This is a genomic window from Mycobacterium sp. SMC-16 (assembly GCF_046250085.1).
Taxonomy (GTDB): domain Bacteria; phylum Actinomycetota; class Actinomycetes; order Mycobacteriales; family Mycobacteriaceae; genus Mycobacterium; species Mycobacterium phocaicum.
The window spans coordinates 3219174-3243339 of record NZ_CP176427.1 but is presented as its reverse complement, the minus strand read 5'-3'; the positions used below and the strand labels follow the sequence as shown (position 1 = coordinate 3243339).

Genomic DNA, 24166 nt, shown 5'->3' with positions numbered 1-24166 from the left:
CTTTCTGAAATTGGTTGTCAGTTGTCCAACGAGCGTTCTGCGGCGGCGACGACGGCCTCAGCGGTGAAGCCGAACTCCCGGAACAGGGTCTTGTCGTCGGCCGATGCGCCGTAGTGCTCGATCGAGATGATCTCGCCGGTGTCACCGACCAGCTTGTGCCAAGGCTGCGCGATGCCGGCCTCGACCGCAACACGTGCCGAGACGTCGGGCGGCAGCACCGCGTCGCGGTACTCCTTGGGCTGCGCCTCGAACCATTCCAGACACGGCATCGACACCACGTAGGCGACGATGTCCTTGTCCGCCAACAGCTTCTGTGCCTCGACGGCCAGCTGCACCTCGGAGCCGGTCGCGATGATGATGACGTCGGCGTCGTCGGCCGGGTTACCGCCGCCGAGCACGTAGCCACCACGGGCAGCGCCCTCGGCGTCGGTGCCCTCGAGGACAGGTACCCCCTGGCGCGTCAGGATGAAACCGGTCGGGTTGTTGCCGTGGGTGCGCTGCAGGATGGTGCGCCAGGTGTACGCGGTCTCGTTCGGGTCGGCGGGACGAACCACCGACAGGTTCGGGATCGCGCGCAGCGCGGCCAGGTGCTCGATCGGCTGGTGCGTCGGACCGTCCTCACCAAGACCGATGGAGTCGTGGGTCCAGATGTAGATCGGGTCGATGTTCATCAGCGCGGCCAACCGCACCGCCGGACGCATGTAGTCGGCGAACTGCAGGAAGGTGCCCGCGAACGGACGCGTCGGGCCGTGCAGCACGATGCCGTTGAGGATCGAGCCCATGGCGTGTTCGCGGATGCCGAAGTGCAGCACGCGGCCGTACCAGTCGGCGGTGTAGTCCTCGGTGGAGATCGACGGCGGGCCGAACGACTTCACCCCGTTGATGGTGGTGTTGTTGCTGCCCGCGAGATCGGCTGAGCCACCCCACAATTCGGGCAGCTTGCCGGCCACGTCGTTGAGCACCTTGCCGAACGCGGCACGCGTCGCGACGGCCTTGCTGCCCGGCTCCCAGTACGTCAGGTCGGCGTCCCAGCCCTCGGGCAGTTCGCCGGCCTCCAGGCGGTCCAGCAGCTTCTTGCGCTCGGGCTCCTTGGCAGCCCAGGCGTCGAACGCGACCTGCCACTCGTCGTGCGCCTTCTTGCCGCGGGCGACCAGCTCACGGGTGTGGTCGATGACCTCGGGCTTCACCTCGAAGCTCTTGTCCGGGTCGAATCCCAGCACCTTCTTGGTGGCGGCGACCTCGTCGGCGCCCAGTGCCGAACCGTGCACCCCACCGGTGTTCATCTTGGTGGGCGCCGGGTAGCCGATGATGGTGCGCACCGAGATGAACGACGGCCGGTCGGTCACCGCGCGTGCGGCGGCCAGAGCCTCCTCGATCGCGACCACGTTCTCACCGCCGTCGACCTCCTGGACGTGCCAGCCGTAGGCGCGGTAGCGCGCGCAGGTGTCCTCGGACAGCGCGATGTTGGTGTCGTGCTCGATGGAGATCTTGTTGTTGTCCCACAGCACGATCAGGTTGCCGAGCTGCTGGGTACCGGCGAGCGACGACGCCTCGCTGGTCACGCCCTCTTCGATGTCACCGTCCGATGCGATGACGTAGATGAAGTGGTCGAACGGGCTCTCACCGGGCGCGGCGTCGGGATCGAAGAGTCCGCGCTCGTAGCGCGCCGCCATCGCCATGCCGACCGATGAGGCCAGGCCCTGGCCCAGGGGGCCGGTGGTGATCTCGACGCCCTTGGTGTGGCCGTACTCGGGGTGGCCCGGGGTCAGCGAGCCCCAGGTGCGCAGTGCCTCGATGTCGGCCAGCTCGAGGCCGAAGCCGCCCATGTACAGCTGCAGGTACAGCGTCAGGCTGGAGTGCCCACACGACAGCACGAAGCGGTCACGGCCGATCCAGTGGGTGTCGGACGGGTCATGACGCATCTGGCGCTGGAACAGGGTGTAGGCCAGCGGGGCGAGACTCATGGCGGTTCCGGGATGGCCGTTACCGACCTTCTGAACCGCATCCGCGGCCAGCACTCGTACGGTGTCGACGGCGGCCGAGTCCAGCTCGGTCCAGTCGTCCGGGTGGTGCGGGCGGGTGAGTTCGGAAATCTCTTCGACTGTGGTCACGGGCGCACTCCTGCTTCGGGTACTTCGGGAAAGACTGGGTCGCGGCAAATTGCAAGCGAGCTGCATGACTACCCTAATGCGCGCCGCTCGCGCGGTGCAGACCGCTTCACCTTTGGCCTGTCCGCGATTGGGTTTCTGTTCACCTGAAACCACCCTGCGGTGTCGAGCACTCAGGTGCGCGGTCTACCATCGTCTGTAGTAGAGGCTGCGCGGCCGTGACTTCCGAGGAGATATCTGCGTGAGCATTCGCGAGCGCCGTTCTGTCCACGGGGCGCACGGTTTCGGTCCCGGAGCTGCGGCGTCTGACGAGTCCGTCACCAAGTCCCCGAACCGGGTTCGGGACACGTTGCTGGCCTACATCGCCCTCACCAAGCCGCGCGTCATCGAGCTGCTGCTGGTGACCACCATTCCGGCGATGCTGCTTGCCCACCGCTTCGACGTGGTGGCCAGCCAGGGCCCGATCAAACCGCTGCTGATCCTGAACACCCTGGTCGGCGGCTTGCTCGCCGCGGCCGGTGCCAACACCCTGAACTGTGTCGCCGACGCCGATATCGACAAGGTGATGAAGCGCACCGCCCGCCGGCCGCTGGCCCGGGCGACGGTCCCCACCCGGAACGCGCTGATCTTCGGCCTGGTGCTGACCGTCACGTCGTTCCTGTGGCTGTGGCGTTCCTCGAACCTGCTGTCGGGCCTTCTGGCGCTGGCGACCATCGCCTTCTACGTCTTCGTCTACACGCTGCTGCTGAAGCGCCGCACCTCCCAGAACGTGGTGTGGGGCGGCGCTGCCGGCTGCATGCCGGTGATGATCGGCTGGTCGGCGGTGACCGGCACCATTCAGTGGCCGGCGCTGGTGATGTTCCTGATCATCTTCTTCTGGACGCCGCCGCACACCTGGGCGCTGGCCATGCGCTACAAGGAGGACTACGAGGCGGCCGGGGTTCCGATGCTGCCTGTGGTTGCCACCGAGCGCGAGGTCACCAAGCAGATCCTCATCTACACCTGGGCGACCGTTGTGACGACGCTGGCGCTGGCGCTGGCCACCGGCTGGCTGTACGCGGCCGTGGCGCTCGTCGCCGGCGTGTGGTTCCTGGTGATGGCGCACCAGCTGTACTCCGGCGTGAAGCGCGGCGAGCCGGTGAAGCCGCTGCGCTTGTTCCTGCAGTCGAACAATTACCTGGCTGTGGTGTTCTGCGCACTGGCGGTCGACTCGGCCCTCGCGCTGCCGATGGTCTTCGGCCACTGAGCCGCGCCGGCCGCTAGCTTGGGGTCATGCCCCAACTGGTGAGCCCTGACAACTTCGCCCGCGCCGAATCGGATCTGTACTTCGGCGGCATCGTCCGCGACAACGGCTTCGGCGCCTTCTTCCACAACCGCGAACTGAGCGCGATCGACCGCCAGATCGTCATCCGGCAGAACCGCGACACCCTCTACTCGGCCGCGGTGTTCGACCTCGACGCCGGGCCGTCACTGTCACTCTGCCGGACAGCGCGGGCCGGTTCATGTCGCTCCAGGTCATCAGCGAGGACCACTACACCACCGAGGTCGCCTACGCGCCGGCGACGGTGACCCTGAGCCGCGACCAGGTGGGGACGCGCTACGTCATGGCCGCGATCCGGACGCTGGTCGATCCCAACGACGCCGCGGACCTGGCGGCCGTGCACGTGCTGCAGGACGCCGTCACGGTGACGCAGTATGCGCCAGGATACTTCTCGGCGCCGGACTGGGATGCTGTCAGCCAGAAGACCGTGCGCGACGCGCTGGTCACCCTTGCCACCACGCTGCCCGACACCAAGAACATGTTCGGCACCGCCGCTGAGACGGATCCCGTGCGGCACCTGATCGGGTCGGCGAACGCCTGGGGCGGCAATCCGGAGCGCGACGCGTTCTACCTGACCGTGGTGCCGTCGCAGAACGACGGCACCACTGTGCACCGGCTCACCGTCAAAGACGTTCCGGTGGACGGCTTCTGGTCGGTGACGGTCTACAACAAGGACGGCTACTTCACCGCCAATGAGCAGAACGCCTACTCGCTGAACAACATCACCGCGACCAAAGACCCCGACGGTTCGACGACTATCCAGTTCGGTGGCACGGGAGCCGACAATCTGCTGCCGATCACCCCGGGCTGGAACTACACCGTGCGGCTGTACCGGCCCCGCCCCGAGATTCTCGACGGCAGTTGGACGTTCCCGGCGGCGGAGCCGGTTTAAGGCACCAGCACCACCGAGCCGACGGTCAGGCGGGACTGCAGGTCGGCGTGTGCGCGGGCGGCGTCAGCCAGGGGGTAGCGCTGACTCACCGTCACGTTGATGGTGCCGTCGGCGATGGCCTGTAGCAGTTCACCTGCCCGCCAAGAGAACTCGTCGGCGGTGCGGGTGTAGTGCGTCAGGCTCGGCCGGGTGACGAAAAGCGAGCCCCCGCGGTTGAGTTGTTGCAGATCGAACGGCGGCACCGGCCCGCTGGAGGCGCCGAACAAGGCCAGGGTGCCGCGCACCGCGAGGCTGGCCAGGCTGGCGTCGAACGTGGCGGCGCCGACCCCGTCGTACACGGCGGCGACGCCCTCGCCTCCGGTGAGCTCGCGGATCTTGGCACCGAACTCGGCGGGATCGTCGGGATAGTCCAGCACCTCGACGGCGCCCGCCTGCCGGGACAACTCGGCCTTGTCGTTGTTGGAGACGGTGGTGATGACGCGCACCGCCATGCTGGTGGCCCACTGCGTCAGGATCAGTCCGACGCCGCCGGCGCCGGCGTGCAGCAGCACGGTGTCGCCCTGCTGCACCGGATAGGTCGACTTGATGAGGTAGTGCGCCGTCATACCCTTGAGCAGAGACGCGGCGGCGACGTCGGGCTCCACGCCCTCGGGCACGTACGCCACGTAATCGGCTGGTGCGACGCAGTATTCGGAGTAGGTCCCGTGCGCGGCGGCCGTGACGACCCGGTCGCCGACAGCCAGCGCTGCCACGTCGTCACCGACCGCGGTGATGGTGCCGCAGACCTCGTCGCCCGGGATGTAGGGGACCTCACGCTGGTACAGCCCGGAGCGGAAATACGTGTCGATGAAGTTGACGCCGATGGCCTCGGCCTTGATCAGGACCTCACCCGGCCCCGGGGTGGGCTCGGGACGTTCGACGAGGGACAGGACTTCCGGACCGCCGAGTTCGGCGACTTCGATGGCGTGCATGGCACCTATCATTCCAACGTGAAGCTCGCGAGGCCCGACATCCGGCATCCCCGTGTCGTCTTGGCAGGGTGTGAGGCCCTCGTCGAAGGCGACGGGGACGACGACGGTCTGGTCGGCGCGCTGCGAGACCGCGGTCTGCACGCCCACTGGCTGGCGTGGGACGACCCGGCCACGCTGCGGGCCGATCTGGTGATCCTGCGGGCCACGTGGGACTACACCGAGCGGCACGACGAGTTTCTGGCGTGGACCAAGCAGGTGCGCAATCTGCTGAACGCGCCTGCCGTGGTGGCGTGGAACTCCGACAAGCGGTATCTGGCCGATCTGGCTGCGGCCGGGGTGCCGACCGTCCCCAGTGGTTTCTTCGCGCCGGGGGAGTCGGTGTCGGTGCCCCGCGGTGAGGTCGTGGTCAAGCCCGCGGTGGGTGCGGGTTCGGTTGGCGCGCAACGTTTCACGGATGCGCATGCGGCCGCTGCGCACGCTGCTGCGTTGCAGGCCGATGGCCGCACGGCGCTCATCCAGCCCTACGACGAGCGCATCGAGGCGGGGGAGACCGCGCTGGTGTTCCTGGCCGGCAAGCAGTCGCACGCCTTCGTCAAGGGGCCGATGTTGCCGCCCGCCGGCGGCAGTCTGGAGATGCACGAATCCGGCACGTACGCCGAGGAGCAGCTGCAGCCGGCCGACCCGGACTTCGAACTGTGGGATGTCGGTTACGCCACGCTGGCTGCGGCGGCAGCGCATCTCGGCATCGAGCCGACGGAGTTCCTGTACGCCCGGGTGGACGTCATCGGGGACCGCCGGGATTCGCAGCTACTGGAACTCGAACTCGTCGAACCGGGGCTGGGTTGGCGACAGCTGGCCGAGCCCGAACGTGCTCTGGCGCAACGGCAATTCGCTCTCGGTGTCGAGTCGGCTCTGGAGCGGCTGGGGCTCGGTCCGCTGTCGCCGTAGTTACGTCTCGGCGACGGGATCGACTGTGCGCAGTCCCAGGGCAGCAGCCACCCGCAGCACGCCGGCGTCATGACTGACCATGACCGTGCCACTGCCCAGGCTCAGGGCGGTGGCCAGGTGAATCGCATCGAGGGTCTTGACGTGCTCAGTGATCGATTCGGCTGTCGTGAGGACGGACTCACTCAGCGGCGCGGTGGCGATCTTGTCCAACAGGTAGTCACGCTCGAGCACTGGGCGCTGCTGCCGACGCAGGACTCGCGTGAGCTCGGTTTGCAGGATGCGCGACGACACCACCTCGTGCTGTTCGGTGGCCGCGTCGAACCAAGCCACCGCACGTCGGTGACCTTCGATCGCGTAGACGGCGACGGACGTGTCGAGGTAGTAGCGCGTCAACGATCCGATGCCATTTCGGCAAGGAGCGCGTCGATCTGCTTGGCGGACTTTCGGGGCAGATGTCGCTCGGCGAGACGCGGAGCGGCCGGATTGCGCGGCGGAATGATTCCCGACGACTCCGAATCCACCGGAACCAGGCGGGCGACGGGGTGCCGGTGCCGAGTGACCACGTAGGTTTCGCCGGCGGCAACGTCTTCGAGCGCCGCGGTCGGGTTCTGCCGCAGCTCGGCGACGGTGATCGACTTCATGACGATGATTGTAGATATCATATCTACAATCATCTAGGTTAGCGTGTCATCGCTGTAGCACCATGCGGTATTCATTTAGATGTGGTCTGTGCCGTATGACGAGCCGCGTGACGACCATGACCGCGGCATTCCGGACTACCGAGGCCTGGCCTCCCACATTGGGCACAGACTTGCCGCCAACGGGCCGAACATCATCGCTCCCAACGGCCGCGCGTTCTGGAAGCTCACCGACGCCGACAGTGGTGCGCTCGCGTGGCTGGCGTTCACTCGGCCGAATGGCTCGGCGTTGGCCCGGCGCAAGGTGTGGACATTGATCCCGCGTCTGCAGGTTTTCATCGCCAACTGGTTCGTCAGCGTCGACCACCAGCTCACCGAGGTTCGGTGGGTACACACGAACATCGACATTTATGAGGCGCGCGAAACAGCGCTGTTGGTGCCGGAGCCGTCAGCCGACGATTTGAAGCGAATCACTCGACCCGAGGCAGTGCTGACCCTGGATGACATCGACCGGCACAAGGTGACGACGGTGCTGGGCAAGGGAACGGATCATGCACTGAAAGGGCGACGATGACGCACCTGGACAAACAGGAATTTTACGCGTGGGCTTACCACGACCTGCTGGCAAACACGACCCGCGGCGTCCTGGCCGAGTACATCGTTGCGAGAGCGCTCGGCATCGACACCAAGAAAATCACGCGTGTCGAATGGGATAAGCACGACCTCGAAGTCGACGGTATTGGCGTGGAGGTGAAATCGGCTGCCTACGTCCAATCGTGGCATCAAGATCAAGACCTGTCTTCGATGATCTCGTTCAACATCGGCCCCGCGAAGTGGTGGGACGCCCGTACCAACACCTATGCCGCTAACGCGGAGCGAAGCGCCGACGTGTATGTCTTCTGCTTGCTCAACGGCACGAAGCGCGACGACATCAATCCGCTCGATGTCACACAATGGGCGTTCCATGTCCTGGCGACGAGCATCCTCAATCAAAAAGCAGTGACACAGAAGACGATTCGGCTCGGACCGCTCATCGCCCTCGGTGCACAACAGTGCGCGTGGGACACGCTGGGGGATGTCATTCGTGAGAAGGCTTTGGCCAACCGCGAGCACTCATTGCCAGAACGTCGACCCGCCCGTCCCGGGTTCGACACCTACACTGCGACGACGACCGCCGCCGGCACCGCCGCGATCTGCGACGCCGAACCCGCGGACGGAACTGTCACCCCCGGGCATTCGAATCCTCGGAAGAGTTCTGCGAATGACGGAGCTGCAGGTCCGTAACTACGCGTCCGAAGAACTCGCAGCGTGGTTTGATGGGTATGCCCGGTACACCCGCGACTGTGTGAAGCGAGCGAGACTGGAGGGCCGCAGCATCCGACCGGACTGCACCCACGAGGACTGCCTGCGATGTTCCTCCCCACCCCTTGGAGAACGGAGGCACGATGGCCTACAAGTACTTGGCTGACGGTGATTACGCGGTGTGGCGATTGGGTGATGGCCCTGTCGCCCCGTGGATCGAGACGTTCAACCCGATCAGAGGCTGGATCGCCGCGGACCTTCCTCGGCAGGCCGGTGATGCACAGCCTGTTTCCGAGGCTGAGGCAATGCAGGTGTGCGACGCGCTGAGGCGACGCGTAGCTGCGAACCGCATCCGCATGACCGCACTCGAAGCGGCGAAAGCGATCGCTCACCGCGAACACTCCCACCAATCTGACAAGGCCGGGCAGCCGTACATCGGGCACGTGTCCCGTGTCGCCGCACAAGTGTCCGACGACCACGACGCTGAGACAGTGGCATGGCTGCACGACGTCGTCGAGGACACCAGCATCGAACTGTCCGATCTAGGCGACGAATTCGCGCCGCACATCGTCGCAGCTGTCGATGCGATCACCCGCCGCGTAGGCGAAGCCCCAGCCGACTACTACCGACGGGTCCGCGGTAATGACCTGGCACGCCGTGTAAAGCTCGCCGACATCGCCGACAACTCTGACCCTGTCCGTCTAGCTGGCTTGGATTCGGCGACTCGTGAACGCCTTGAACGCAAGTACCGACAGGCGCTGGAAGCTGTATCGGCCTAGCCCACTGTTCTGAATCGGGGCACACCGGTGATGCACTGTCGTTGCCTACTGTCCGGAGTTGCCAGTGCTAGCGCCTGCAAGTCGGGGCTACGCCTAAAGTTGTCAGTGGTCAGGTTTACCGTCGCGATCGAAAGGGGGTGCCATGGCGCAGCCGATTCTGAAGTTCCCCGACTACTGGTCCGAATCCGATCTCAACGATCTACCTGCGGACGGGCACCGCTACGAGATCGTCGATGGGAGCCTGCTCGTGACGCCGCCGCCGTTGGACAGTCACCAGGGGATAGGTGGCAATTTGTACTTCATCCTGCGGAGTGCGGCTCCGGTCGGCTGGCGGGTGCTGTACGAAGTCGGTGTCCGCGTCCCGGGTGGAAATTTCATCCCAGATCTGGTTGTCCTCAAGCCTGATGCCGCCCGCGGAGTCGAATGGCGCGAGTCGTCCGACGTTGCACTGGTGGTCGAGATTGCTTCGCGCTCAACTGAACTCGTCGACCGGAGTCTGAAGGTCATCAAGTACGCCGAAGCGGGAATCCCAAACTACTGGCGGATTGAGGGCGACGGAACGGTCGAAGTTCGCGCGCTCACCGACGGTCAGTACGTCATGAAGGGCACGATTGCGCCCGGGGAACCGGCACACCTTGCCGAGCCCTTCAGTGTGGAATTCGACCCCGCGAATCTCACTGATTAGCGGAGCTTGGGGCGCAACGCGACCGCATCGACGCCCATAGCGCCGCAGTAGCCGCGGTGCAGGCGCCGGCGCCCGCGACGTGGATGGCGACGAGAACCGCGGGTACGCCGGTGTAGAACTGGACCGCGCCGACCGCGCCCTGCGCGAGCACCAGCCCGGCCAGGACCGCCAGCCGCAGCAGGACGGGTTTGGGGGCGCGCACCGCCAGCAGGGCGAAGCCCAGCCCGATGACGAAGCTCAGGTAGGCCACCAGCAGCGACGAGTGAAGGTGCGCCAGATCGGTGATCTCGACCTGCAGGCGCTTGACCGGTTGAAGGGCGCTCTTGTCGCCGGCATGGGGTCCGGCGCCGGTCACCAGCGTGCCGGTCACCAACACCGCGGACAACGTGACGGCGGTCAGGGCCGTGAACCAGCGCAGCGGCCGCGGTACGACGAGTTGGTCGGTGCCCGAATCGGGTTCGCCGATCTTGACGTAGAGCAGCACCGCCAGCCAGACCATCACCATGGACACCAGGAGGTGGACGGCGACGGTCCACCACAGCAGCCCGGTACGGACCGTGATGCCGCCGATGATTGCCTGCACCACCGTCGATGCGGGCATCAGCCAGGCGTAGAACTTGACCTCGCGGCGGCGGCCGGCGCGGATGACGGCCAGCACCGCCAGCGCGGCGGTCAACACCACACCGAACGTGAACATCCGATTGGTGAACTCGACCGCCTGGTGCACGACGGGTACCTCGGCGTGGGGCACCGGCACGAAGCTGCCGGGGAAGCACTGTGGCCAGGTCGGGCAGCCCAGTCCGGATGCCGTCACGCGGACGATGGCCCCGGTGACGGCGATGCCGCCCTGGGTCAGGATGACCAGGAACGCGATGAGCCGCTGGACCCGAAGCGAGGGGATGGGCAGCTTGTCGAGCACAGGCTGATGGTAGATCAGCGTTAACTACGTGGCGTAGTAGGGGCGACGAACGGCACCAGCACCTGATCGACGAGGTCGACGACGAGGTCGTCGGTGATGGGGTCGCCGGTGATCAGGAGTCGGTGCCACAGGACGCTCTGGCCGAGTTCGCGGGCGATCTCCACGGGTACGTCGGCCCGGACGTCGCCGCGGGCGACTCCGCGCGCCAGGAGATCGGCCATCTCTTCCTTGCGCCAGCCAATCACGTCGGCCCGGAACGCGGCGGCGAGTTCGTCGTCCCGTGTCATGGCCGCGACCACCGCGCGCATGGTGGCGGCCTGAGGTCCGGTGAACACCGCGGCCCAGCCGCGCAGTACCGCCAGCATGTCACCGCGGTAGCTGCCGGTGTCGGTGTGCGGTATCGCAGCTTTTGCGTTGCGCAGCAAGGTGTCTCGCAGCAGTGCGGCGCCGTCGGGCCAGCGCCGGTACAGCACGGGCTTGCTGGTCCGGGCCGCGGTGGCGACAGCCTCCATCGTCACGCCGGCCGGTCCCTGCTCGGTGAGCAGTGTCATGACCGCGGCGCGGATCGCCGCATCGAGCTCGTCGCCGCGTCGTCGCATCAGACCTCCTCGAAGAAACGCTTGCGTATCTTAACTGGCCAGTTTAGCGTAGTGATCAAGAAACGGAACCGTATCTTGGAGGAGCTATGAGCCGACCGATCCTGTATCCGCTGCGGTCCGTCGACACCGCGACCGTCCGCTACTTCGGCGCACCCCACGGCCGGCGGCGGGTGACCATCGAACATCGGCCGCTACCTGGGGTGACGCCGCCGATGCTCCTCGATTGGTTCACGCACCTCGGCGGCACCATGCGCTACGGCGACCAGATCATCGACCGGTACCTGGCGTGGCATCCCGTCGACCACATCCGGTGGGAACTGGCCCGCCCGGCCAGAACTGGTGGCGCGGCCGAAGGTGCCCGGTTTCGCATCGTCGAGGCGTTCGGCGGCCGGCCGGAGTACCGCGTCGACGTGGTGGACACGGTGGAAAAGCTCGACGAGACCGGCATCCGGTTGGTACAGCGGGTGGCCGGCGTCATCGTGTTCAGCCTTGAACACACCTGGTCAGCGGGCACCGAAGGGGCGCACTATGTCAGCGTTCTCGACGTCGGTGCGCGGTCGGCGCTCATGGCGCCGGTCAACCGGCTGCTGCTCCGGCGGTTCCCCGACGACATGGTGCGTGCCTGGGTGAAGCACAACATCGAAGAGGTCGGTCAGCTGGAATTCCTGCTGCCGGAGTTGGCCGCGGTGGTCTGAACAGCGGTCAGCTGAACCGGAACCAGCGCAGCGCGGCCAGTCCGGCGAGCACGCCCCACGCGGCCAGCACCGCAATGCCGAACCAGTCGACCGACAGCGTCATCGCCTGGGTCAGTGATTCGGTGAGCGCGCCCGACGGCGTCAGTCGCGCCACCCAGCGCAGCGCTTCGGGGACGACGCGGTGCTCGATGGTCAGGGCGCCGAGCCCGGCCAGGATGAACCACAGCAGGTTCGCCAGGGCCAGCACGATCTCGGCCTTCAGCGTTCCGCCAAGCAGCAGGCCCAGGGCTGCGAACGAGGCGGTGCCGAGCGCGATGACCACCGCGCCCAGCAGCAGGCTCAGCGGGCTCGGCCGCCAGCCCAGCGCAATGCCGATGCCGCCCAACAGGATTGACTGCAGGAACACCGTCGTGACCACGGCGAGCGACTTACCGGCGATGATGCCCCACACCGGCAACGCGGTGGCGCCGAGGCGTTTGAGCGCGCCGTAACGCCGGTCGAAGGCGACGGCGATGGCCTGGCCGGTGAAGGCTGTCGAGATCACCGCCAGCGCCATGATCGGCGGGGTGAACGTCCCCGGGCGGTGGTCGCCCAGCGAGCCCAGCGGCAGCAGGGTGAGCCCGACCAACAGGGTGATCGGGATGAACATGGTCAACAGCAGTTGCTCGCCGTTGCGCAGCAGCAGCTTGAGCTCCAGGCTGTACTGCGCCGCGAGCATCGCGGGGATGGCTGCGGGCCGCGGGTCCGGGGTGAACGTTCCCGGGGCGAACCGATTTGTCGCTGTACTCATGCGCGATCCGCCTTCGCTACTCGCTGGCCACTCATGACCGCAGCTCCCGTCCGGTCAGATCGAGGAAGACGTCCTCGAGGCTGCGCTGCTCGACGCGCATGTCGGTGGCCAGTACGTTCAGGCGCGCGGCCCACGCGGTGACGGTGGCCAGTACCTGCGGGTCGATGTGGCCTTCCACCAGGTACTCGCCGGCGGCGGCTTCCGTGGCGCGGTAGTCCTCCGGCAGCGCGGAGATCAACAGCGACAGGTCCAGTTTGGGCGGGGCCGAGAAACGCAACTGGTTCTCGGCGCCGCCCCGCATCAGGTCGGCGGGTGTACCGGCGGCGACCGCGGCGCCGTGGTCGATGATCACGATGCGGTCGGCCAGTTCCTCGGCCTCGGTGAGCTGATGTGTGGTGAGCACGACGGTGACACCGTCGCGGCGCAGGCCTTCGATCAACTCCCACACCACGATTCGGGCGTGGGCGTCCATACCGGCGGTGGGCTCGTCGAGGAACACCAGCTCAGGGCGTCCGACGATGGCGCACGCCAGCGCCAGGCGCTGCTGCTGCCCGCCGGACAGCCGGCGGTAGGTGGTGCGCGCGGCTTCGGTCAGGCCGAGGGTGTCCATCAGCCACTGCGGGTCGAGCGGATTGGCCGAATACGCCGCGACGAGGTTCAGCATCTCGCCGGCTTTCGCGGCCGGGTAGCCGCCGCCGCCCTGCAGCATCACGCCGATGCGGGCGCGCAGCTTGGCGTTGTCGGCCGTCGGGTCCAGGCCCAGGATCGAGATGCTGCCCGAGTCGGGTTTGTTGAAGCCTTCACACATCTCGACGGTGGTGGTCTTACCGGCCCCGTTGGGTCCGAGCAGGGCCAGCACCTCGGCGCGCCGCACCTCCAGATCCAGATTGTTCACGGCCTGGATATCGCCGTAGCGCTTGCTGACGCCGCGCAGCAATACGGGCGTCTCACCGGAACTCACGGGGATTCAGCGTAAGCGTCGGACCTGGCAGCGGCGCTACCAGGGGCGTCACCGTTGTCGGATTCCGGCAATCCGCGCCAGGGCAGCCGACCCCGCGTCACGGCGATCAGCAGCAGGACGATGACGGTGCTGGCCAGGGTCGCGTCGAGGATCTGGAAGAGCGCGAACCGGTCGCCGTTGGCCGTCGGGCCGAAGACGCCGACGACGAACGTCACCACGATGGTCGTGCCGCGGAAGCCCGGCCGGGTGGCCCAGCAGGCCAGCGGGATGATCGCCCACAGCAGGTACCAGGGCTGTACGACGGGGAACAGCAGCACCGTCGCGCCCATGGCGACGCCGAGGCCGCCCAGTGGGTGCAGCCGCCCCCGCAGCACCGACAGCAGCAGCCAGCTCACCAGCACGCCGATGACGAAGACGCCGATCCCACGGGTCAGCCCGAGGACCGCGGTGGTGTGATCGCCCAGGCCCAGCAGGATGCCGACCTGTCCGGTACCGAGCGCGACCAGCGTCGGCGGCGACATCCAGGACCGCACCACGTTGGCGGTGCCGAGGGTGAACAGCCAGCCGAAGCCCAGGCCGCTGGCCCAGCCGATGAGCGCCATGACCGCGAGCGCGACGGTGCCCAGCGGCACGCAGGCCTGGAAGAACGCCTTGACCGTCCCGCCGAGCCGGCGCGCGAGGGCCATCGCCACGAAACCCAGTGCGAGCAGGGACGGCAGCTTGATCTGCGACGACATGGCGATCAGCACCGTGCCGGTGAGCAGCATCGCCAGTGGGTACCAGGCGGCCCAGTCATCGCGGTGCCGTGGCCAGCGCAGGGGCCGTGGGAGGAACGGGCGGGCGGAATCGATGCCGCGCATGGCGAATTCGGTGCCGGCGAGCATCAGTCCGAGCATCGGCGCCTCGTTGTGGATGCCCGCGATGAGGTGCATGAAGAGCAGGGGATTACACGGTCCCAGCCACAGTGCGCTGACTTCGGCGACACCGCAGCGGCGCGCCAGCCGTGGCGTTGCCCACACCGTGGCCGCGACCCCGAGCAGCACGACCAGCCGGTGCGAGAGCACGCCGGCGACGATGTTGTCGCCGGTGAGCTCCGAGATACCGCGCCCGATCCACAGGAACAGCGGTCCGTAGGGCGCCGGCGTTTCCCGCCACAGGCTGGGCACCGTCAGGGTGAAGACGTGGCCGAGCCCGAGACCGGTCGCCGGGCCGACGCGGTAGGGGTCCAGCCCGATGCTCGCGATCTGGCTCTGCGCCAGATAGGAGTAGACGTCCTTGCTGTACATCGGCGGCGCGATCAGCAGCGGCAGCGCCCAGAGCAGCAGCGTCTGGTCCAGCTGACTGCGCGACATGCGGCGTTTGCCCAGCGTGTAGCGGCCCAGCATCAGCCAGGCCAGCGCCATCATGACGGCGCCGGTCGTGGTCATGGTCAGCGAGACGGTCTGGATGCGGGACGGCAGGTTCAGCAGGCGCACCCCGAACGTCGGGTCCTGCACGACGGGCCGGGCGCCGGCGCCGAGCGCGCCGATGGCCATCAGTACCGTTCCGGTTGCCCCGAACCGGCGGGTCCGGCGCAGGGAGGCGATCTCGGACGCGTTGAGCGGGGAGCCGACGGACGGCTCGTCGGCATGCCAGTGCGCGACGGCCGTGCTCAGGTGCTGAAGGCGGTCGGGCATCAGAGCAGATTAGCCGTAGGCCTGTTTGGCCCCCGCCAACTCGGTGATAAGGGTTACCTTCCTAGATTCGGTTTCTGAATTCCGTCACAATGGTGTTGTGAAATTGCCGTCCGGAGCTCCCGAAGCTGTCGGCACCGCGACCGCGGTGGCGTCGGCAACGGCTGTTTCTGATGGTCACACCCGCTCGGCGATCGTGCAGTTGCTGCTGGAAGGCGCCGTGACCGCGAGCCAGATCGGCGAGCAGCTCGGCATCTCCGCGGCCGGCGTGCGGCGTCATCTCGACGCGCTCATCGAGGCCGGCGACGCCGAATCCAGTGCCGCCGCCGCGTGGCAGCACAACGGCCGTGGCCGCCCCGCCAAGCGCTACCGCCTCACCGCCGCCGGGCGCGCCAAGCTCGGCCACACCTACGACGACCTCGCCGCGGCCGCCATGCGTCAGCTGCGCGAGATCGGCGGTGACGACGCCATCCGGACGTTCGCGCGTCGTCGCATCGACTCGATCCTGTCCGGCGTCACCGCCACCGACGACATCACCGATACCGCGGATCAGGTGGCAACGGCGCTGACGAAGGCCGGCTACGCCACCACGACGACGCCGGTGACGGGCCCCATCGGCGGGGTGCAGATCTGCCAGCACCACTGTCCGGTCTCGCACGTCGCCGAAGAGTTCCCCGAGCTGTGCGACGCCGAGCGCGAAGCGTTCGCCGAGGTGCTCGGTACGCACGTGCAGCGCCTGGCCACCATCGTCAACGGGGATTGCGCCTGTACGACGCACGTTCCCGTCATCCCCGAGCACGCAGTCCACTCGATCCAACCCCGCGACCCAAGAAGAAGGAGTGTCGCAATGACGACCACCCCGGAACAGTTGACCCAGGAGGAGACCATTGCCTCCCTGGGCACGTACGGCTACGGCTGGGCTGACAGCGATGTCGCAGGAGCCGCGGCGACCCGTGGGTTGAACGAGGCTGTCGTGCGCGACATCTCGTCGAAGAAGAACGAACCCGAGTGGATGCTCGACTTCCGGCTCAAGGCGCTGCGCATCTTCGACAAGAAGCCCATGCCGCGGTGGGGCAGCGACCTCGAGGGCATCGACTTCGACAACATCAAGTACTTCGTGCGGTCCACCGAGAAGCAGGCCACGTCCTGGGAGGAACTGCCCGAGGACATCAAGAACACCTACGACCGCCTGGGTATCCCGGAGGCCGAGAAGCAGCGCCTGGTCGCCGGTGTCGCCGCGCAGTACGAGTCCGAGGTCGTGTACCACCAGATCCGCGAGGACCTCGAGGCGCTGGGCGTCATCTTCCTGGACACCGACTCGGGCCTGCGCGAGCACCCGGAGCTGTTCAAGCAGTACTTCGGCACCGTGATCCCGTCCGGTGACAACAAGTTTTCCGCGCTGAACTCCGCGGTGTGGTCGGGCGGCTCGTTCATCTACGTGCCGCCGGGCGTGCACGTCGACATCCCGCTGCAGGCCTACTTCCGGATCAACACCGAGAACATGGGCCAGTTCGAGCGGACGCTGATCATCGCCGACGAGGGCTCCTACGTGCACTACGTGGAGGGTTGTACCGCGCCGATCTACAAGTCGGACTCACTGCACTCGGCCGTCGTCGAGATCGTGGTGAAACCCGGTGCGCGCGTTCGGTACACGACCATCCAGAACTGGTCGAACAACGTCTACAACCTGGTCACCAAGCGGGCCCGCGCCGAGGCCGGCGCGACCATGGAGTGGATCGACGGCAACATCGGTTCCAAGGTCACCATGAAGTACCCGGCGGTCTGGATGACCGGCGAGCACGCCAAGGGTGAGGTGCTCTCGGTGGCGTTCGCGGGCGAAGGCCAGCACCAGGACACCGGTGCCAAGATGGTGCACCTGGCGCCGAACACGTCGAGCAACATCGTCTCGAAGTCGGTGGCGCGCGGTGGTGGCCGGTCGTCGTACCGCGGTCTGATCCAGGTCAACAAGGGCGCGCACGGCTCCAAGTCGAGCGTGAAATGCGATGCGCTGCTTGTCGACAACGTGAGCCGCTCCGACACCTACCCGTACGTCGACATTCGTGAGGACGACGTCACGATGGGTCACGAGGCCACGGTCTCGAAGGTCAGCGAGGATCAGATGTTCTATCTGATGAGCCGCGGCCTGACCGAGGACGAGGCCATGGCGATGGTGGTGCGCGGCTTCGTCGAGCCCATCGCCAAGGAACTGCCAATGGAATACGCGCTCGAGCTGAACCGGCTGATCGAGCTGCAGATGGAAGGCGCTGTCGGTTAGTGAGTAATTTGACTGAGGCGACGGAAGGCATCGTCGCCAACAAGGGTGAGCTGTTCACGTCCTACGACGTCAACGCTTTCGAGGTTCCCGGCGGCCGTGACGAGCTGTGGCGGTTCACCCCGCTGAAGCGTCTGCACGGGCTGCACGACGGGTCGGCCGAGGCCACCGGCGCCGCGCGCGTCGAGGTTTCCGAGCGTGACGGCGTCACGGTCGAGACCGTCGGCCGCGACGACGAGCGGCTCGGTCAGGGCGGCGTGCCCGCGGACCGCGTTGCCGCACAGGCGTATTCGTCGTTCGACGAAGCCACGATCGTGTCGGTCGGTCGCGACGTCCAGGTCGCCGAGCCCATCGAGATCGCCATCGCCGGACCGGGTGAGGGCAAGACCGCGTACGGCCATCTGCAGCTGCGGGTCGCCGAGCTGGGCGAGGCCGTCGTGGTCATCGACCAGAGCGGCAGCGGAACCTACGCCGACAACATCGAATTCGTCGTCGGTGACGCGGCCCGGTTGACCGTCGTGTCGATCGCCGACTGGGCCGACGACGCGGTGAACATCAGCACCCACCACGCCACGCTGGGCAAGGACGCCGTGCTGCGGCACGTCGCGGTCACTCTCGGCGGCGACGTCGTGCGGCTGACCTCGCGGACCCGCTACCTGGGTCCCGGCGGCGACGCCGAGATGCTGGGTCTGTACTTCGCCGACGAGGGGCAGCACTTCGAGTCGCGCCTGCTGGTCGACCACGCGGTGCCCAACTGCCGCTCCAACGTGCTGTACAAGGGTGCGCTGCAAGGGGATCCGGATTCGAAGAAGGCCGACGCCCACACCGTGTGGATCGGCGACGTGCTGATCCGCGCCGCCGCCACCGGTACCGACACCTTCGAGGTGAACCGCAACCTGGTGCTCACCGACGGCGCCCGCGCCGACTCGGTGCCCAACCTGGAGATCGAGACCGGCGAGATCGTCGGCGCCGGACACGCCAGTGCCACCGGACGTTTCGACGACGAGCAGCTGTTCTACCTGCAGGCCCGCGGCATCCCCGAGGACCAGGCCCGCCGCCTGGTTGTCCGCGGCTTCTTCGGCGAGATCATCCAGAAGATCGCCGTGCCGGAAGTCCGCGAACGCCTCACCGCCGCCATCGAACACGAACTTGAACTGACTGAAGGACGCAACAACTCATGACCACACTGGAAATCAAGGACCTGCACGTCTCGGTCACCGCGCCCGACGGCGCCGACGTCCCGATCCTCAAGGGCGTCAACCTGACCGTGAAGTCGGGCGAGACCCACGCGGTCATGGGCCCCAACGGTTCTGGCAAGTCGACGCTGTCGTACGCCATCGCCGGCCACCCCAAGTACACCGTCACCTCCGGCTCCATCACCCTGGACGGCGAGGACGTGCTGGAGATGAGCGTCGACGAGCGCGCCCGCGCGGGCCTCTTCCTGGCCATGCAATACCCCGTCGAGGTGCCCGGCGTCTCGATGTCGAACTTCCTGCGTACCGCGGCGACCGCGGTCCGCGGCGAGGCACCGAAGCTGCGCCACTGGGTCAAAGAGGTCAAGACCGCGATGTCGGAGCTGGACATCGACCCGGCGTTCGGCGAGCGCAGCGTCAACGAAGGTTTCTCCGGTGGTGAGAAGAAGCGCCACGAAATCCTGCAGCTGGGTCTGCTGAAGCCGAAGATCGCCATCCTCGACGAGACCGACTCGGGCCTCGACGTCGACGCGCTGCGCGTCGTGTCCGAGGGCGTCAACCGGTACGCCGAGGCCGAGCACGGCGGCGTCCTGCTGATCACGCACTACACCCGCATCCTGCGCTACATCCGTCCGCAGTTCGTGCACGTCTTCTTCGACGGCCGCATCATCACCTCCGGTGGTCCGGAGCTGGCCGACGAGCTCGAAGAGAACGGCTACGAGCGCTACACCACCGCGGCTGCTGCCGAGGCGTGAGATGACGGCGTCAGTTGATCTCGACCTGACGCGAATCAGGGCCGACTTCCCGATTCTCGGCCGCGTCATGCGCGGCGGGAATCAGTTGGCGTACCTGGATTCCGGGGCCACGTCGCAGAAGCCGCTGCAGGTTCTCGATGCCGAGCGGGAGTTCCTGACGACGTCCAACGGCGCCGTGCACCGTGGTGCGCACCAGCTGATGGAGGAGTCGACCGACGCCTACGAGCAGGGCCGTGCCGACATCGCGGCGTTCGTCGGTGCCGACGACGACGAGCTGGTGTTCACCAAGAACGCCACCGAGGCGCTGAACCTGGTGTCGTATGCGGTGGGGGACAACCGGTTCGACCGCGCCATCGGTCCCGGCGACGTCATCGTCACCACGGAGCTGGAGCATCACGCAAACCTGATCCCGTGGCAGGAACTGGCCCGCCGCACCGGTGCCGAACTGCGCTGGTACTCCGTGACCGACGACGGCCGCATCGACCTGGATTCGCTGCAGCTCGACGACCGGGTGCAAGTGGTTGCTTTCACCCATCATTCGAACGTCACGGGTGCCATCGCGCCGGTCGCGGAGATCGTGCGTCGGGCCAAGGCTGTCGGCGCGCTGACCGTGCTGGACGCCTGCCAGTCGGTGCCGCACCAGCCCATCGACTTCCACGCTCTCGACGTCGATTTCGCGGCGTTCTCGGGCCACAAGATGCTGGGCCCCACCGGCATCGGTGTGTTGTACGGACGCCGGGCACTGCTCAACGCGCTGCCGCCGTTCCTCACCGGCGGGTCCATGATCGAGACCGTCACCATGGAGTCGGCGACCTACGCGGCCGCGCCGCAGCGCTTCGAGGCCGGCACCCCGATGACCTCCCAGGTTGTCGGATTGGCCGCTGCCGCACGGTATCTCGACGCCATCGGGATGGCTGCCGTCGAGGCGCACGAGGCCGAGTTGGTGGCCGCGACGCTGGCCGGGCTGACCCAGATTCCGCAGGTGCGGATCATCGGGCCGACCACGACCGAGCACCGCGGCTCGCCCGTGAGCTTCGTGTTGGACGGCGTGCATGCGCACGATGTCGGCCAGATCCTCGACGACGAAGGCATCGCGGTCCGGGTCGGGCATCACTGCGCGGCGCCGTTGCACCGGCGGTTCGGCATCGCCGCGACGGCGCGCGCGTCGTTCGCGGTCTACAACACGCTCGACGAAGTGGACCGATTGGTCGCGGGCGTCAAACGCGCTGTGGAGTTCTTCTCATGAGAATGGAACAGATGTACCAGGAAGTGATCCTGGACCACTACAAGCACCCGCATCACCGCGGGCTGCGTGAACCGTTCGGCGCGCAGGTGCACCACGTCAACCCGACGTGCGGTGACGAGGTGACGTTGCGGGTGACGCTGTCCGACGACGGCGAGACCATCGCCGACATCTCGTACGACGGGCAGGGCTGCTCGATCAGCCAGGCGTCGACGTCGGTGCTCACCGACCAGGTGATCGGCCAGAGCGTCGACGAGGCGCTCAAGACCGTCGGCGCGTTCACCGAGATGATTTCCTCCCGCGGCAACGTCGAGGGGGACGAAGATGTGTTGGGTGACGGCATCGCGTTCGCCGGTGTCGCCAAGTACCCGGCACGGGTGAAATGCGCGCTGCTGGGCTGGACTGCATTCAAGGCCGCGCTCGCCGAGGCGAGCGCCAAAGACACGGCGCTCGCGTTGGCGAGTGCATCGGACACGGCGCTGGCAACGGCCGGCACAACTGCGGAGGACAAGCGATGACTGAAGGCACCCCCGAGGCCACCACCGCGGCAAACGTGGTCGACGATCCCGAACTGCTCGACGCCGTCGAGGAGGCCATGCGCGACGTCGTCGACCCCGAGCTCGGCATCAACGTCGTCGACCTGGGGCTCGTCTACGGCATGACGCTCGAAGAGGGCGACGAAGGCACCGTGGTGAAGCTGGACATGACGCTGACATCGGCGGCCTGTCCGCTGACCGACGTGATCGAGGACCAGTCCCGGACCGCCCTGGTCGGTGCCGGCCTCGTCAGCGACCTCAAGCTGAACTGGGTGTGGAACCCGCCGTGGGGCCCGGACAAGATCACCGACGACGGCCGCGAGCAGCTGCGGGCGCTCGGCTTCACCGTCTGATTCCCGCTACTGACGTAGTTCGATCACGTTGGCAGACAAGGTGCCGCCGAACGCTTCGAGCGTGCCGACGTTGCAGCCGCCCTTCACCCCGGTGGCTCCGACGCTCAAGTCGTGGCCGCCCGCTGTCTTGGTGTAGGCCGGCGGGGCGGTGACTGTGCTGCCGGGTCGCGCGATCGCGGGTGCGGCGATCTGGCGTCCATCGAGGTAGAAGCGCACGACGATGTCCGAGCACCCGTTGGCGTCATTGGTGAACGATGCCAGCACCTTCTCGGCGATGTGGGCATCGAAGTGGATCGACGGCCTGGCGTTGCAGTCCTGACCGTTCGGCGGCGAACAGTAGCCCCGGACGTATTCCTCGACCACGTCGGCCGCCGCAGCTGGTGCCAGCGCGATGCCCGCGGTGCCGATGCTGCCGATCAACGCCATGGCGACGCCGCCGCAGCGCCGGGTGGATACGAACATGTCGGTCCCTCTCTGCCGGCTGATGAACTCGACGCTAAGGCGGCGAGACCGCCGGGCATATAAGGGAATTCCCTACATTTCGGAAACCGGCGGCTGTGGATAACTCCGGGTTCCGGACCCGCGCCAGGCGTTTCTTGTCGGATGCCTTCTCTAGCTTCCAGCGCAACAGGACCAATCAGGTCCGCTGCGACCGGAAGGCAAACACCATGAACGCTGACATCGAACGGCTGCGGGCCGCGTGCGAACGTGACCTCGACGATCCGGCCGGCTGGCCGGCGCCCGTCGGCTATCCGAATTCCCTGGCGCTCTGCATCATCGATGCCATCTACGCCGCAGGCGCCCGGCACCTCACCGTCGACAAGATCGTCGAGCGGTACCGCAGCTACCGGGCCGGGCAAGGCGGTGACGCCGACACCGACGGCGCACCCGAACTGCTCGCGAACGTCGAGGCACTGGGTGGTTCGGAGCAGTGGGCCGCCCAGATCGGTAATCGGCGGCCGACATCCACCAGGAAAGACGCACCGCTGCGCTCGGTGGCGCTGACGGAGGTCGCGCAAGCCTTTGTCGCACTGGGGATCAGCACCACCGAAGACCTGCGGGTGATCGCCGCGGACCCCGAGTTGGCGAAGGAGGCCAAGCGGGCGTGGTGCGCGATACCCGGTCAGCGCTCGGGCTTCACCTGGCGCTTCCTGCTGATGCTGGCGGAACTGCCCGGCACGGATCCGAGCGTCGCGGGATACGTCGCGCGCGAAATCGGTCGCGACGGCCCGATCGACACCGCGGGCCTGCTCGCCGCCGTTGCCGATGCGGCCGGCTGGCACGCCGATGCGCTGCACCAGGCGATCTGGCGGTTCGAAGCACGCCGCGCACACGAGCTGCCGTCATCGGCATGACAGCAGACAACTGACCGGCAGCCGGGCACCGGCGGAATCGGTTGAGCCGTCACGGTGTTGCATAGGCTCATGACCGTCGATGCATCTGGACTCTTCGCCCCACTGGCCCTGCGGAACCTGACCGTACCCAACCGGTTCGCGATGGCGCCCATGACCAGGCAGGCGTCGCCCGGAGGCGTGCCGGGGCCCGACGTGGCGGAGTACTACGCGCGTCGGGCTGCCGGCGGCGTCGGCCTGATCATCACCGAAGGCGTGCGGGTGGGTGACCCGTCGGCCGCCGGCTCGCCGGACATCCCGACGCTCGTGGGCGCGGCGGCGCTCGACGGCTGGCGCAACGTCACCAGCGCGGTGCACCGCCACGGTGCGACCATCGCCGCCCAGTTGTGGCACCAGGGCGCCGAGCGTGGTGACCGCGACGGGGTGGCGCCGGTCAGTCCGTCGGGAGTGAACGGACTGGGCGAGCAGATCGGCCGTGCCCTGGCGGCCGACGAGCTGCCCGCCGTCGCGCAGTGGTACGCCGAGGCGGCACGCAACGCCAAGGAGGTCGGCTTCGACGCCGTCGAACTGCACGGCGCCCACGGCTACCTGCTCGACCAATTCCTGTGGACGAGAACGAATCTGCGTACCGACGAATACGGGGGATCGGTGCAGAATCGCACCCGCTTCCCGGCCGAGGTCGTCGCGGCGGTGCGTGCGGCGGTCGGCCCGGACTACCCGATCATCTACCGCTTCTCGCAGTGGAAGGGCACCGACTACAACGCCACGCTGGTCGACGACCCGATGCAGCTGCAGGAACTGCTGGCGCCGTTGGTCGACGCCGGTGTCGATGCGCTGCATCCCTCGACCCGTCGCCACTATGTGCCGGCGTTCCCCGACGCCGACCCGGCCCTGACGCTGGCCGGCTGGACCAAGAAGGTCACCGGGACGCCCGTCATCGCCGTCGGTTCGGTGGGCCTGCAGACCGCGTTCCGGTCCGAGAAGCCCGGCCAGGTCATCGAGCCGGGACCGGTGGACCAGTTGGTGGAGCAGTTCGACGCCGGCGAGTTCGACATGGTCGCGATCGGGCGGGCGCTGCTGGCCGATCCCGGTTGGGTGAACCGCCTGCGCAGCGGCACCCTGGACGGGTTCAATGGCTACGACGCGGCCAGTGCGCTGGCACGATTGAGCTGACCAGATAC

General features: G+C 67.2%; 25 protein-coding genes and 2 pseudogenes. 17 read left to right on the top strand and 10 right to left on the bottom strand.

Annotation, left to right across the window (positions count from 1 at the left end; all coding sequences use genetic code 11):
• Positions 1–17: 17 nt before the first annotated feature.
• Positions 18–2111 (bottom strand): transketolase, encoded by a 2094-nt coding sequence (gene tkt / locus ACJEIK_RS15590; protein ID WP_064858096.1) that lies wholly within the window; start codon positions 2109–2111, stop codon positions 18–20.
• Positions 2112–2457: 346 nt separating this feature from the next.
• Here tkt and ACJEIK_RS15585 point away from each other — a divergent pair, with 346 nt between their 5' ends.
• Both ACJEIK_RS15585 and ACJEIK_RS15580 read left to right on the top strand, forming a co-directional pair.
• Positions 2458–3354 (top strand): heme o synthase, encoded by an 897-nt coding sequence (locus tag ACJEIK_RS15585; RefSeq protein ID WP_409431705.1) that lies wholly within the window; start codon positions 2458–2460, stop codon positions 3352–3354.
• A gap of 38 nt (positions 3355–3392) precedes the next feature.
• A pseudogene (locus ACJEIK_RS15580) lies at positions 3393–4321 on the top strand (DUF1214 domain-containing protein).
• Here ACJEIK_RS15580 and ACJEIK_RS15575 read toward each other — a convergent pair.
• Positions 4318–5292, bottom strand: a complete 975-nt coding sequence (locus ACJEIK_RS15575) for a quinone oxidoreductase family protein (RefSeq protein WP_406783666.1) — start codon at positions 5290–5292, stop codon at positions 4318–4320. The pseudogene ACJEIK_RS15580 and the gene ACJEIK_RS15575 sit on opposite strands and share 4 nt — an antisense overlap.
• A gap of 18 nt (positions 5293–5310) precedes the next feature.
• Here ACJEIK_RS15575 and ACJEIK_RS15570 point away from each other — a divergent pair, with 18 nt between their 5' ends.
• Entirely contained in the window at positions 5311–6240 is a 930-nt protein-coding gene (locus tag ACJEIK_RS15570; protein WP_135355946.1) for a RimK family alpha-L-glutamate ligase, read from the top strand.
• Here ACJEIK_RS15570 and ACJEIK_RS15565 read toward each other — a convergent pair whose 3' ends face one another.
• Positions 6241–6633 carry a type II toxin-antitoxin system VapC family toxin gene (locus ACJEIK_RS15565; RefSeq protein WP_064858093.1) on the bottom strand — a complete coding sequence of 131 codons (393 nt, stop codon included), beginning with the start codon at positions 6631–6633 and terminating at the stop codon, positions 6241–6243.
• Entirely contained in the window at positions 6630–6881 is a 252-nt protein-coding gene (locus ACJEIK_RS15560; RefSeq protein WP_064858092.1) for a type II toxin-antitoxin system Phd/YefM family antitoxin, read from the bottom strand. Before ACJEIK_RS15560 ends, ACJEIK_RS15565 begins: the two co-directional genes overlap by 4 nt.
• A gap of 88 nt (positions 6882–6969) precedes the next feature.
• Between ACJEIK_RS15560 and ACJEIK_RS15555 the strand changes: the two genes are divergently transcribed.
• From ACJEIK_RS15555 to ACJEIK_RS15540, 4 genes are all read left to right on the top strand, one after another.
• Entirely contained in the window at positions 6970–7452 is a 483-nt protein-coding gene (locus ACJEIK_RS15555) for a hypothetical protein (protein ID WP_234789583.1), read from the top strand.
• A complete protein-coding gene (locus ACJEIK_RS15550; protein WP_064858090.1) occupies positions 7449–8162 on the top strand; it encodes a hypothetical protein in 714 nt (237 codons plus the stop codon). Before ACJEIK_RS15555 ends, ACJEIK_RS15550 begins: the two co-directional genes overlap by 4 nt.
• A 161-nt stretch (positions 8163–8323) precedes the next feature.
• Positions 8324–8959 carry a hypothetical protein gene (locus ACJEIK_RS15545; RefSeq protein ID WP_234789582.1) on the top strand — a complete coding sequence of 212 codons (636 nt, stop codon included), beginning with the start codon at positions 8324–8326 and terminating at the stop codon, positions 8957–8959.
• A 142-nt stretch (positions 8960–9101) separates the two neighbouring features.
• Positions 9102–9644 carry a Uma2 family endonuclease gene (locus ACJEIK_RS15540; RefSeq protein WP_064858089.1) on the top strand — a complete coding sequence of 181 codons (543 nt, stop codon included), beginning with the start codon at positions 9102–9104 and terminating at the stop codon, positions 9642–9644.
• Here ACJEIK_RS15540 and ACJEIK_RS15535 read toward each other — a convergent pair.
• Together ACJEIK_RS15535 and ACJEIK_RS15530 are read right to left on the bottom strand one after the other, a co-directional pair.
• Positions 9634–10563, bottom strand: coding sequence for a heme A synthase (locus tag ACJEIK_RS15535; RefSeq protein WP_209840990.1), 930 nt, complete (start codon positions 10561–10563; stop codon positions 9634–9636). The two genes, ACJEIK_RS15540 and ACJEIK_RS15535, sit on opposite strands and share 11 nt — an antisense overlap.
• A 20-nt stretch (positions 10564–10583) precedes the next feature.
• On the bottom strand, positions 10584–11165 hold the full coding sequence (locus ACJEIK_RS15530; protein ID WP_064858087.1) for a TetR/AcrR family transcriptional regulator: 582 nt from the start codon (positions 11163–11165) through the stop codon (positions 10584–10586).
• An 83-nt stretch (positions 11166–11248) separates the two neighbouring features.
• Here ACJEIK_RS15530 and ACJEIK_RS15525 point away from each other — a divergent pair, with 83 nt between their 5' ends.
• Positions 11249–11857, top strand: coding sequence for a hypothetical protein (locus tag ACJEIK_RS15525; RefSeq protein ID WP_064858086.1), 609 nt, complete (start codon positions 11249–11251; stop codon positions 11855–11857).
• 7 nt (positions 11858–11864) lie between these two features.
• Here the strand turns inward: ACJEIK_RS15525 and ACJEIK_RS15520 are convergent, their stop codons facing one another.
• From ACJEIK_RS15520 to mptB, 3 genes are read right to left on the bottom strand one after another with little or no spacing between them, the layout of a single operon-like run.
• Positions 11865–12647 (bottom strand): ABC transporter permease, encoded by a 783-nt coding sequence (locus tag ACJEIK_RS15520; protein ID WP_064858085.1) that lies wholly within the window; start codon positions 12645–12647, stop codon positions 11865–11867.
• A 31-nt stretch (positions 12648–12678) separates the two neighbouring features.
• Complete coding sequence (locus ACJEIK_RS15515) at positions 12679–13614, bottom strand: ABC transporter ATP-binding protein (protein ID WP_110783723.1); 936 nt, start codon at positions 13612–13614, stop codon at positions 12679–12681.
• Positions 13605–15284: a polyprenol phosphomannose-dependent alpha 1,6 mannosyltransferase MptB gene (gene mptB, locus ACJEIK_RS15510; protein WP_064858083.1), complete on the bottom strand. Its 1680-nt coding sequence runs from the start codon at positions 15282–15284 to the stop codon at positions 13605–13607. Before mptB ends, ACJEIK_RS15515 begins: the two co-directional genes overlap by 10 nt.
• Before the next feature lie 43 nt (positions 15285–15327).
• On the opposite strand from mptB, the pseudogene ACJEIK_RS15505 reads away from it, so the two are divergent.
• The 7 genes and pseudogenes from ACJEIK_RS15505 to ACJEIK_RS15475 all read left to right on the top strand — a co-directional run.
• Positions 15328–15528, top strand: a pseudogene (locus ACJEIK_RS15505) (transcriptional regulator); the annotation flags it as partial.
• Positions 15529–16128: 600 nt separating this feature from the next.
• Positions 16129–17556 (top strand): Fe-S cluster assembly protein SufB, encoded by a 1428-nt coding sequence (gene sufB / locus ACJEIK_RS15500; protein WP_061000900.1) that lies wholly within the window; start codon positions 16129–16131, stop codon positions 17554–17556.
• Complete coding sequence (sufD, locus tag ACJEIK_RS15495; RefSeq protein ID WP_061000898.1) at positions 17556–18734, top strand: Fe-S cluster assembly protein SufD; 1179 nt, start codon at positions 17556–17558, stop codon at positions 18732–18734. The genes sufB and sufD overlap by 1 nt, the downstream gene beginning before the upstream one ends.
• Positions 18731–19501 (top strand): Fe-S cluster assembly ATPase SufC, encoded by a 771-nt coding sequence (gene sufC / locus ACJEIK_RS15490; protein WP_061000896.1) that lies wholly within the window; start codon positions 18731–18733, stop codon positions 19499–19501. Before sufD ends, sufC begins: the two co-directional genes overlap by 4 nt.
• Before the next feature lies 1 nt (position 19502).
• Positions 19503–20747 (top strand): cysteine desulfurase, encoded by a 1245-nt coding sequence (locus tag ACJEIK_RS15485; protein ID WP_061000893.1) that lies wholly within the window; start codon positions 19503–19505, stop codon positions 20745–20747.
• The gene (sufU, locus tag ACJEIK_RS15480) at positions 20744–21262 is read left to right on the top strand and encodes a Fe-S cluster assembly sulfur transfer protein SufU (protein ID WP_082761707.1); all 519 of its coding nucleotides are present in this window, start codon (positions 20744–20746) and stop codon (positions 21260–21262) included. Before ACJEIK_RS15485 ends, sufU begins: the two co-directional genes overlap by 4 nt.
• Complete coding sequence (locus tag ACJEIK_RS15475) at positions 21259–21633, top strand: metal-sulfur cluster assembly factor (protein WP_061000889.1); 375 nt, start codon at positions 21259–21261, stop codon at positions 21631–21633. The genes sufU and ACJEIK_RS15475 overlap by 4 nt, the downstream gene beginning before the upstream one ends.
• A gap of 6 nt (positions 21634–21639) precedes the next feature.
• On the opposite strand, the gene ACJEIK_RS15470 is transcribed toward ACJEIK_RS15475, so the two are convergent.
• Entirely contained in the window at positions 21640–22095 is a 456-nt protein-coding gene (locus ACJEIK_RS15470; protein ID WP_064858081.1) for a hypothetical protein, read from the bottom strand.
• 206 nt (positions 22096–22301) lie between these two features.
• Between ACJEIK_RS15470 and ACJEIK_RS15465 the strand changes: the two genes are divergently transcribed.
• The gene (locus ACJEIK_RS15465; RefSeq protein WP_061000884.1) at positions 22302–22988 is read left to right on the top strand and encodes a hypothetical protein; all 687 of its coding nucleotides are present in this window, start codon (positions 22302–22304) and stop codon (positions 22986–22988) included.
• Between the two features lie 69 nt (positions 22989–23057).
• Complete coding sequence (locus ACJEIK_RS15460; RefSeq protein WP_135355951.1) at positions 23058–24158, top strand: NADH:flavin oxidoreductase; 1101 nt, start codon at positions 23058–23060, stop codon at positions 24156–24158.
• The last annotated feature ends 8 nt before the right edge of the window (positions 24159–24166 follow it).

Coding starts and splice junctions, on each gene's coding strand:
- ACJEIK_RS15545 (WP_234789582.1), top strand. CDS start 8,324: ATGGCCTACAAGTACTTGGCTGACGGTGATTACGCGGTGTGGCGATTG.
- sufB (WP_061000900.1), top strand. CDS start 16,129: ATGACGACCACCCCGGAACAGTTGACCCAGGAGGAGACCATTGCCTCC.
- ACJEIK_RS15575 (WP_406783666.1), bottom strand. CDS start 5,292: ATGCACGCCATCGAAGTCGCCGAACTCGGCGGTCCGGAAGTCCTGTCC.
- sufC (WP_061000896.1), top strand. CDS start 18,731: ATGACCACACTGGAAATCAAGGACCTGCACGTCTCGGTCACCGCGCCC.
- ACJEIK_RS15540 (WP_064858089.1), top strand. CDS start 9,102: ATGGCGCAGCCGATTCTGAAGTTCCCCGACTACTGGTCCGAATCCGAT.
- ACJEIK_RS15520 (WP_064858085.1), bottom strand. CDS start 12,647: ATGAGTACAGCGACAAATCGGTTCGCCCCGGGAACGTTCACCCCGGAC.
- ACJEIK_RS15550 (WP_064858090.1), top strand. CDS start 7,449: ATGACGCACCTGGACAAACAGGAATTTTACGCGTGGGCTTACCACGAC.
- ACJEIK_RS15470 (WP_064858081.1), bottom strand. CDS start 22,095: ATGTTCGTATCCACCCGGCGCTGCGGCGGCGTCGCCATGGCGTTGATC.
- ACJEIK_RS15525 (WP_064858086.1), top strand. CDS start 11,249: ATGAGCCGACCGATCCTGTATCCGCTGCGGTCCGTCGACACCGCGACC.
- ACJEIK_RS15460 (WP_135355951.1), top strand. CDS start 23,058: ATGACCGTCGATGCATCTGGACTCTTCGCCCCACTGGCCCTGCGGAAC.
- ACJEIK_RS15465 (WP_061000884.1), top strand. CDS start 22,302: ATGAACGCTGACATCGAACGGCTGCGGGCCGCGTGCGAACGTGACCTC.
- ACJEIK_RS15475 (WP_061000889.1), top strand. CDS start 21,259: ATGACTGAAGGCACCCCCGAGGCCACCACCGCGGCAAACGTGGTCGAC.
- ACJEIK_RS15560 (WP_064858092.1), bottom strand. CDS start 6,881: ATGAAGTCGATCACCGTCGCCGAGCTGCGGCAGAACCCGACCGCGGCG.
- sufU (WP_082761707.1), top strand. CDS start 20,744: ATGAGAATGGAACAGATGTACCAGGAAGTGATCCTGGACCACTACAAG.
- mptB (WP_064858083.1), bottom strand. CDS start 15,284: ATGCCCGACCGCCTTCAGCACCTGAGCACGGCCGTCGCGCACTGGCAT.
- ACJEIK_RS15485 (WP_061000893.1), top strand. CDS start 19,503: ATGACGGCGTCAGTTGATCTCGACCTGACGCGAATCAGGGCCGACTTC.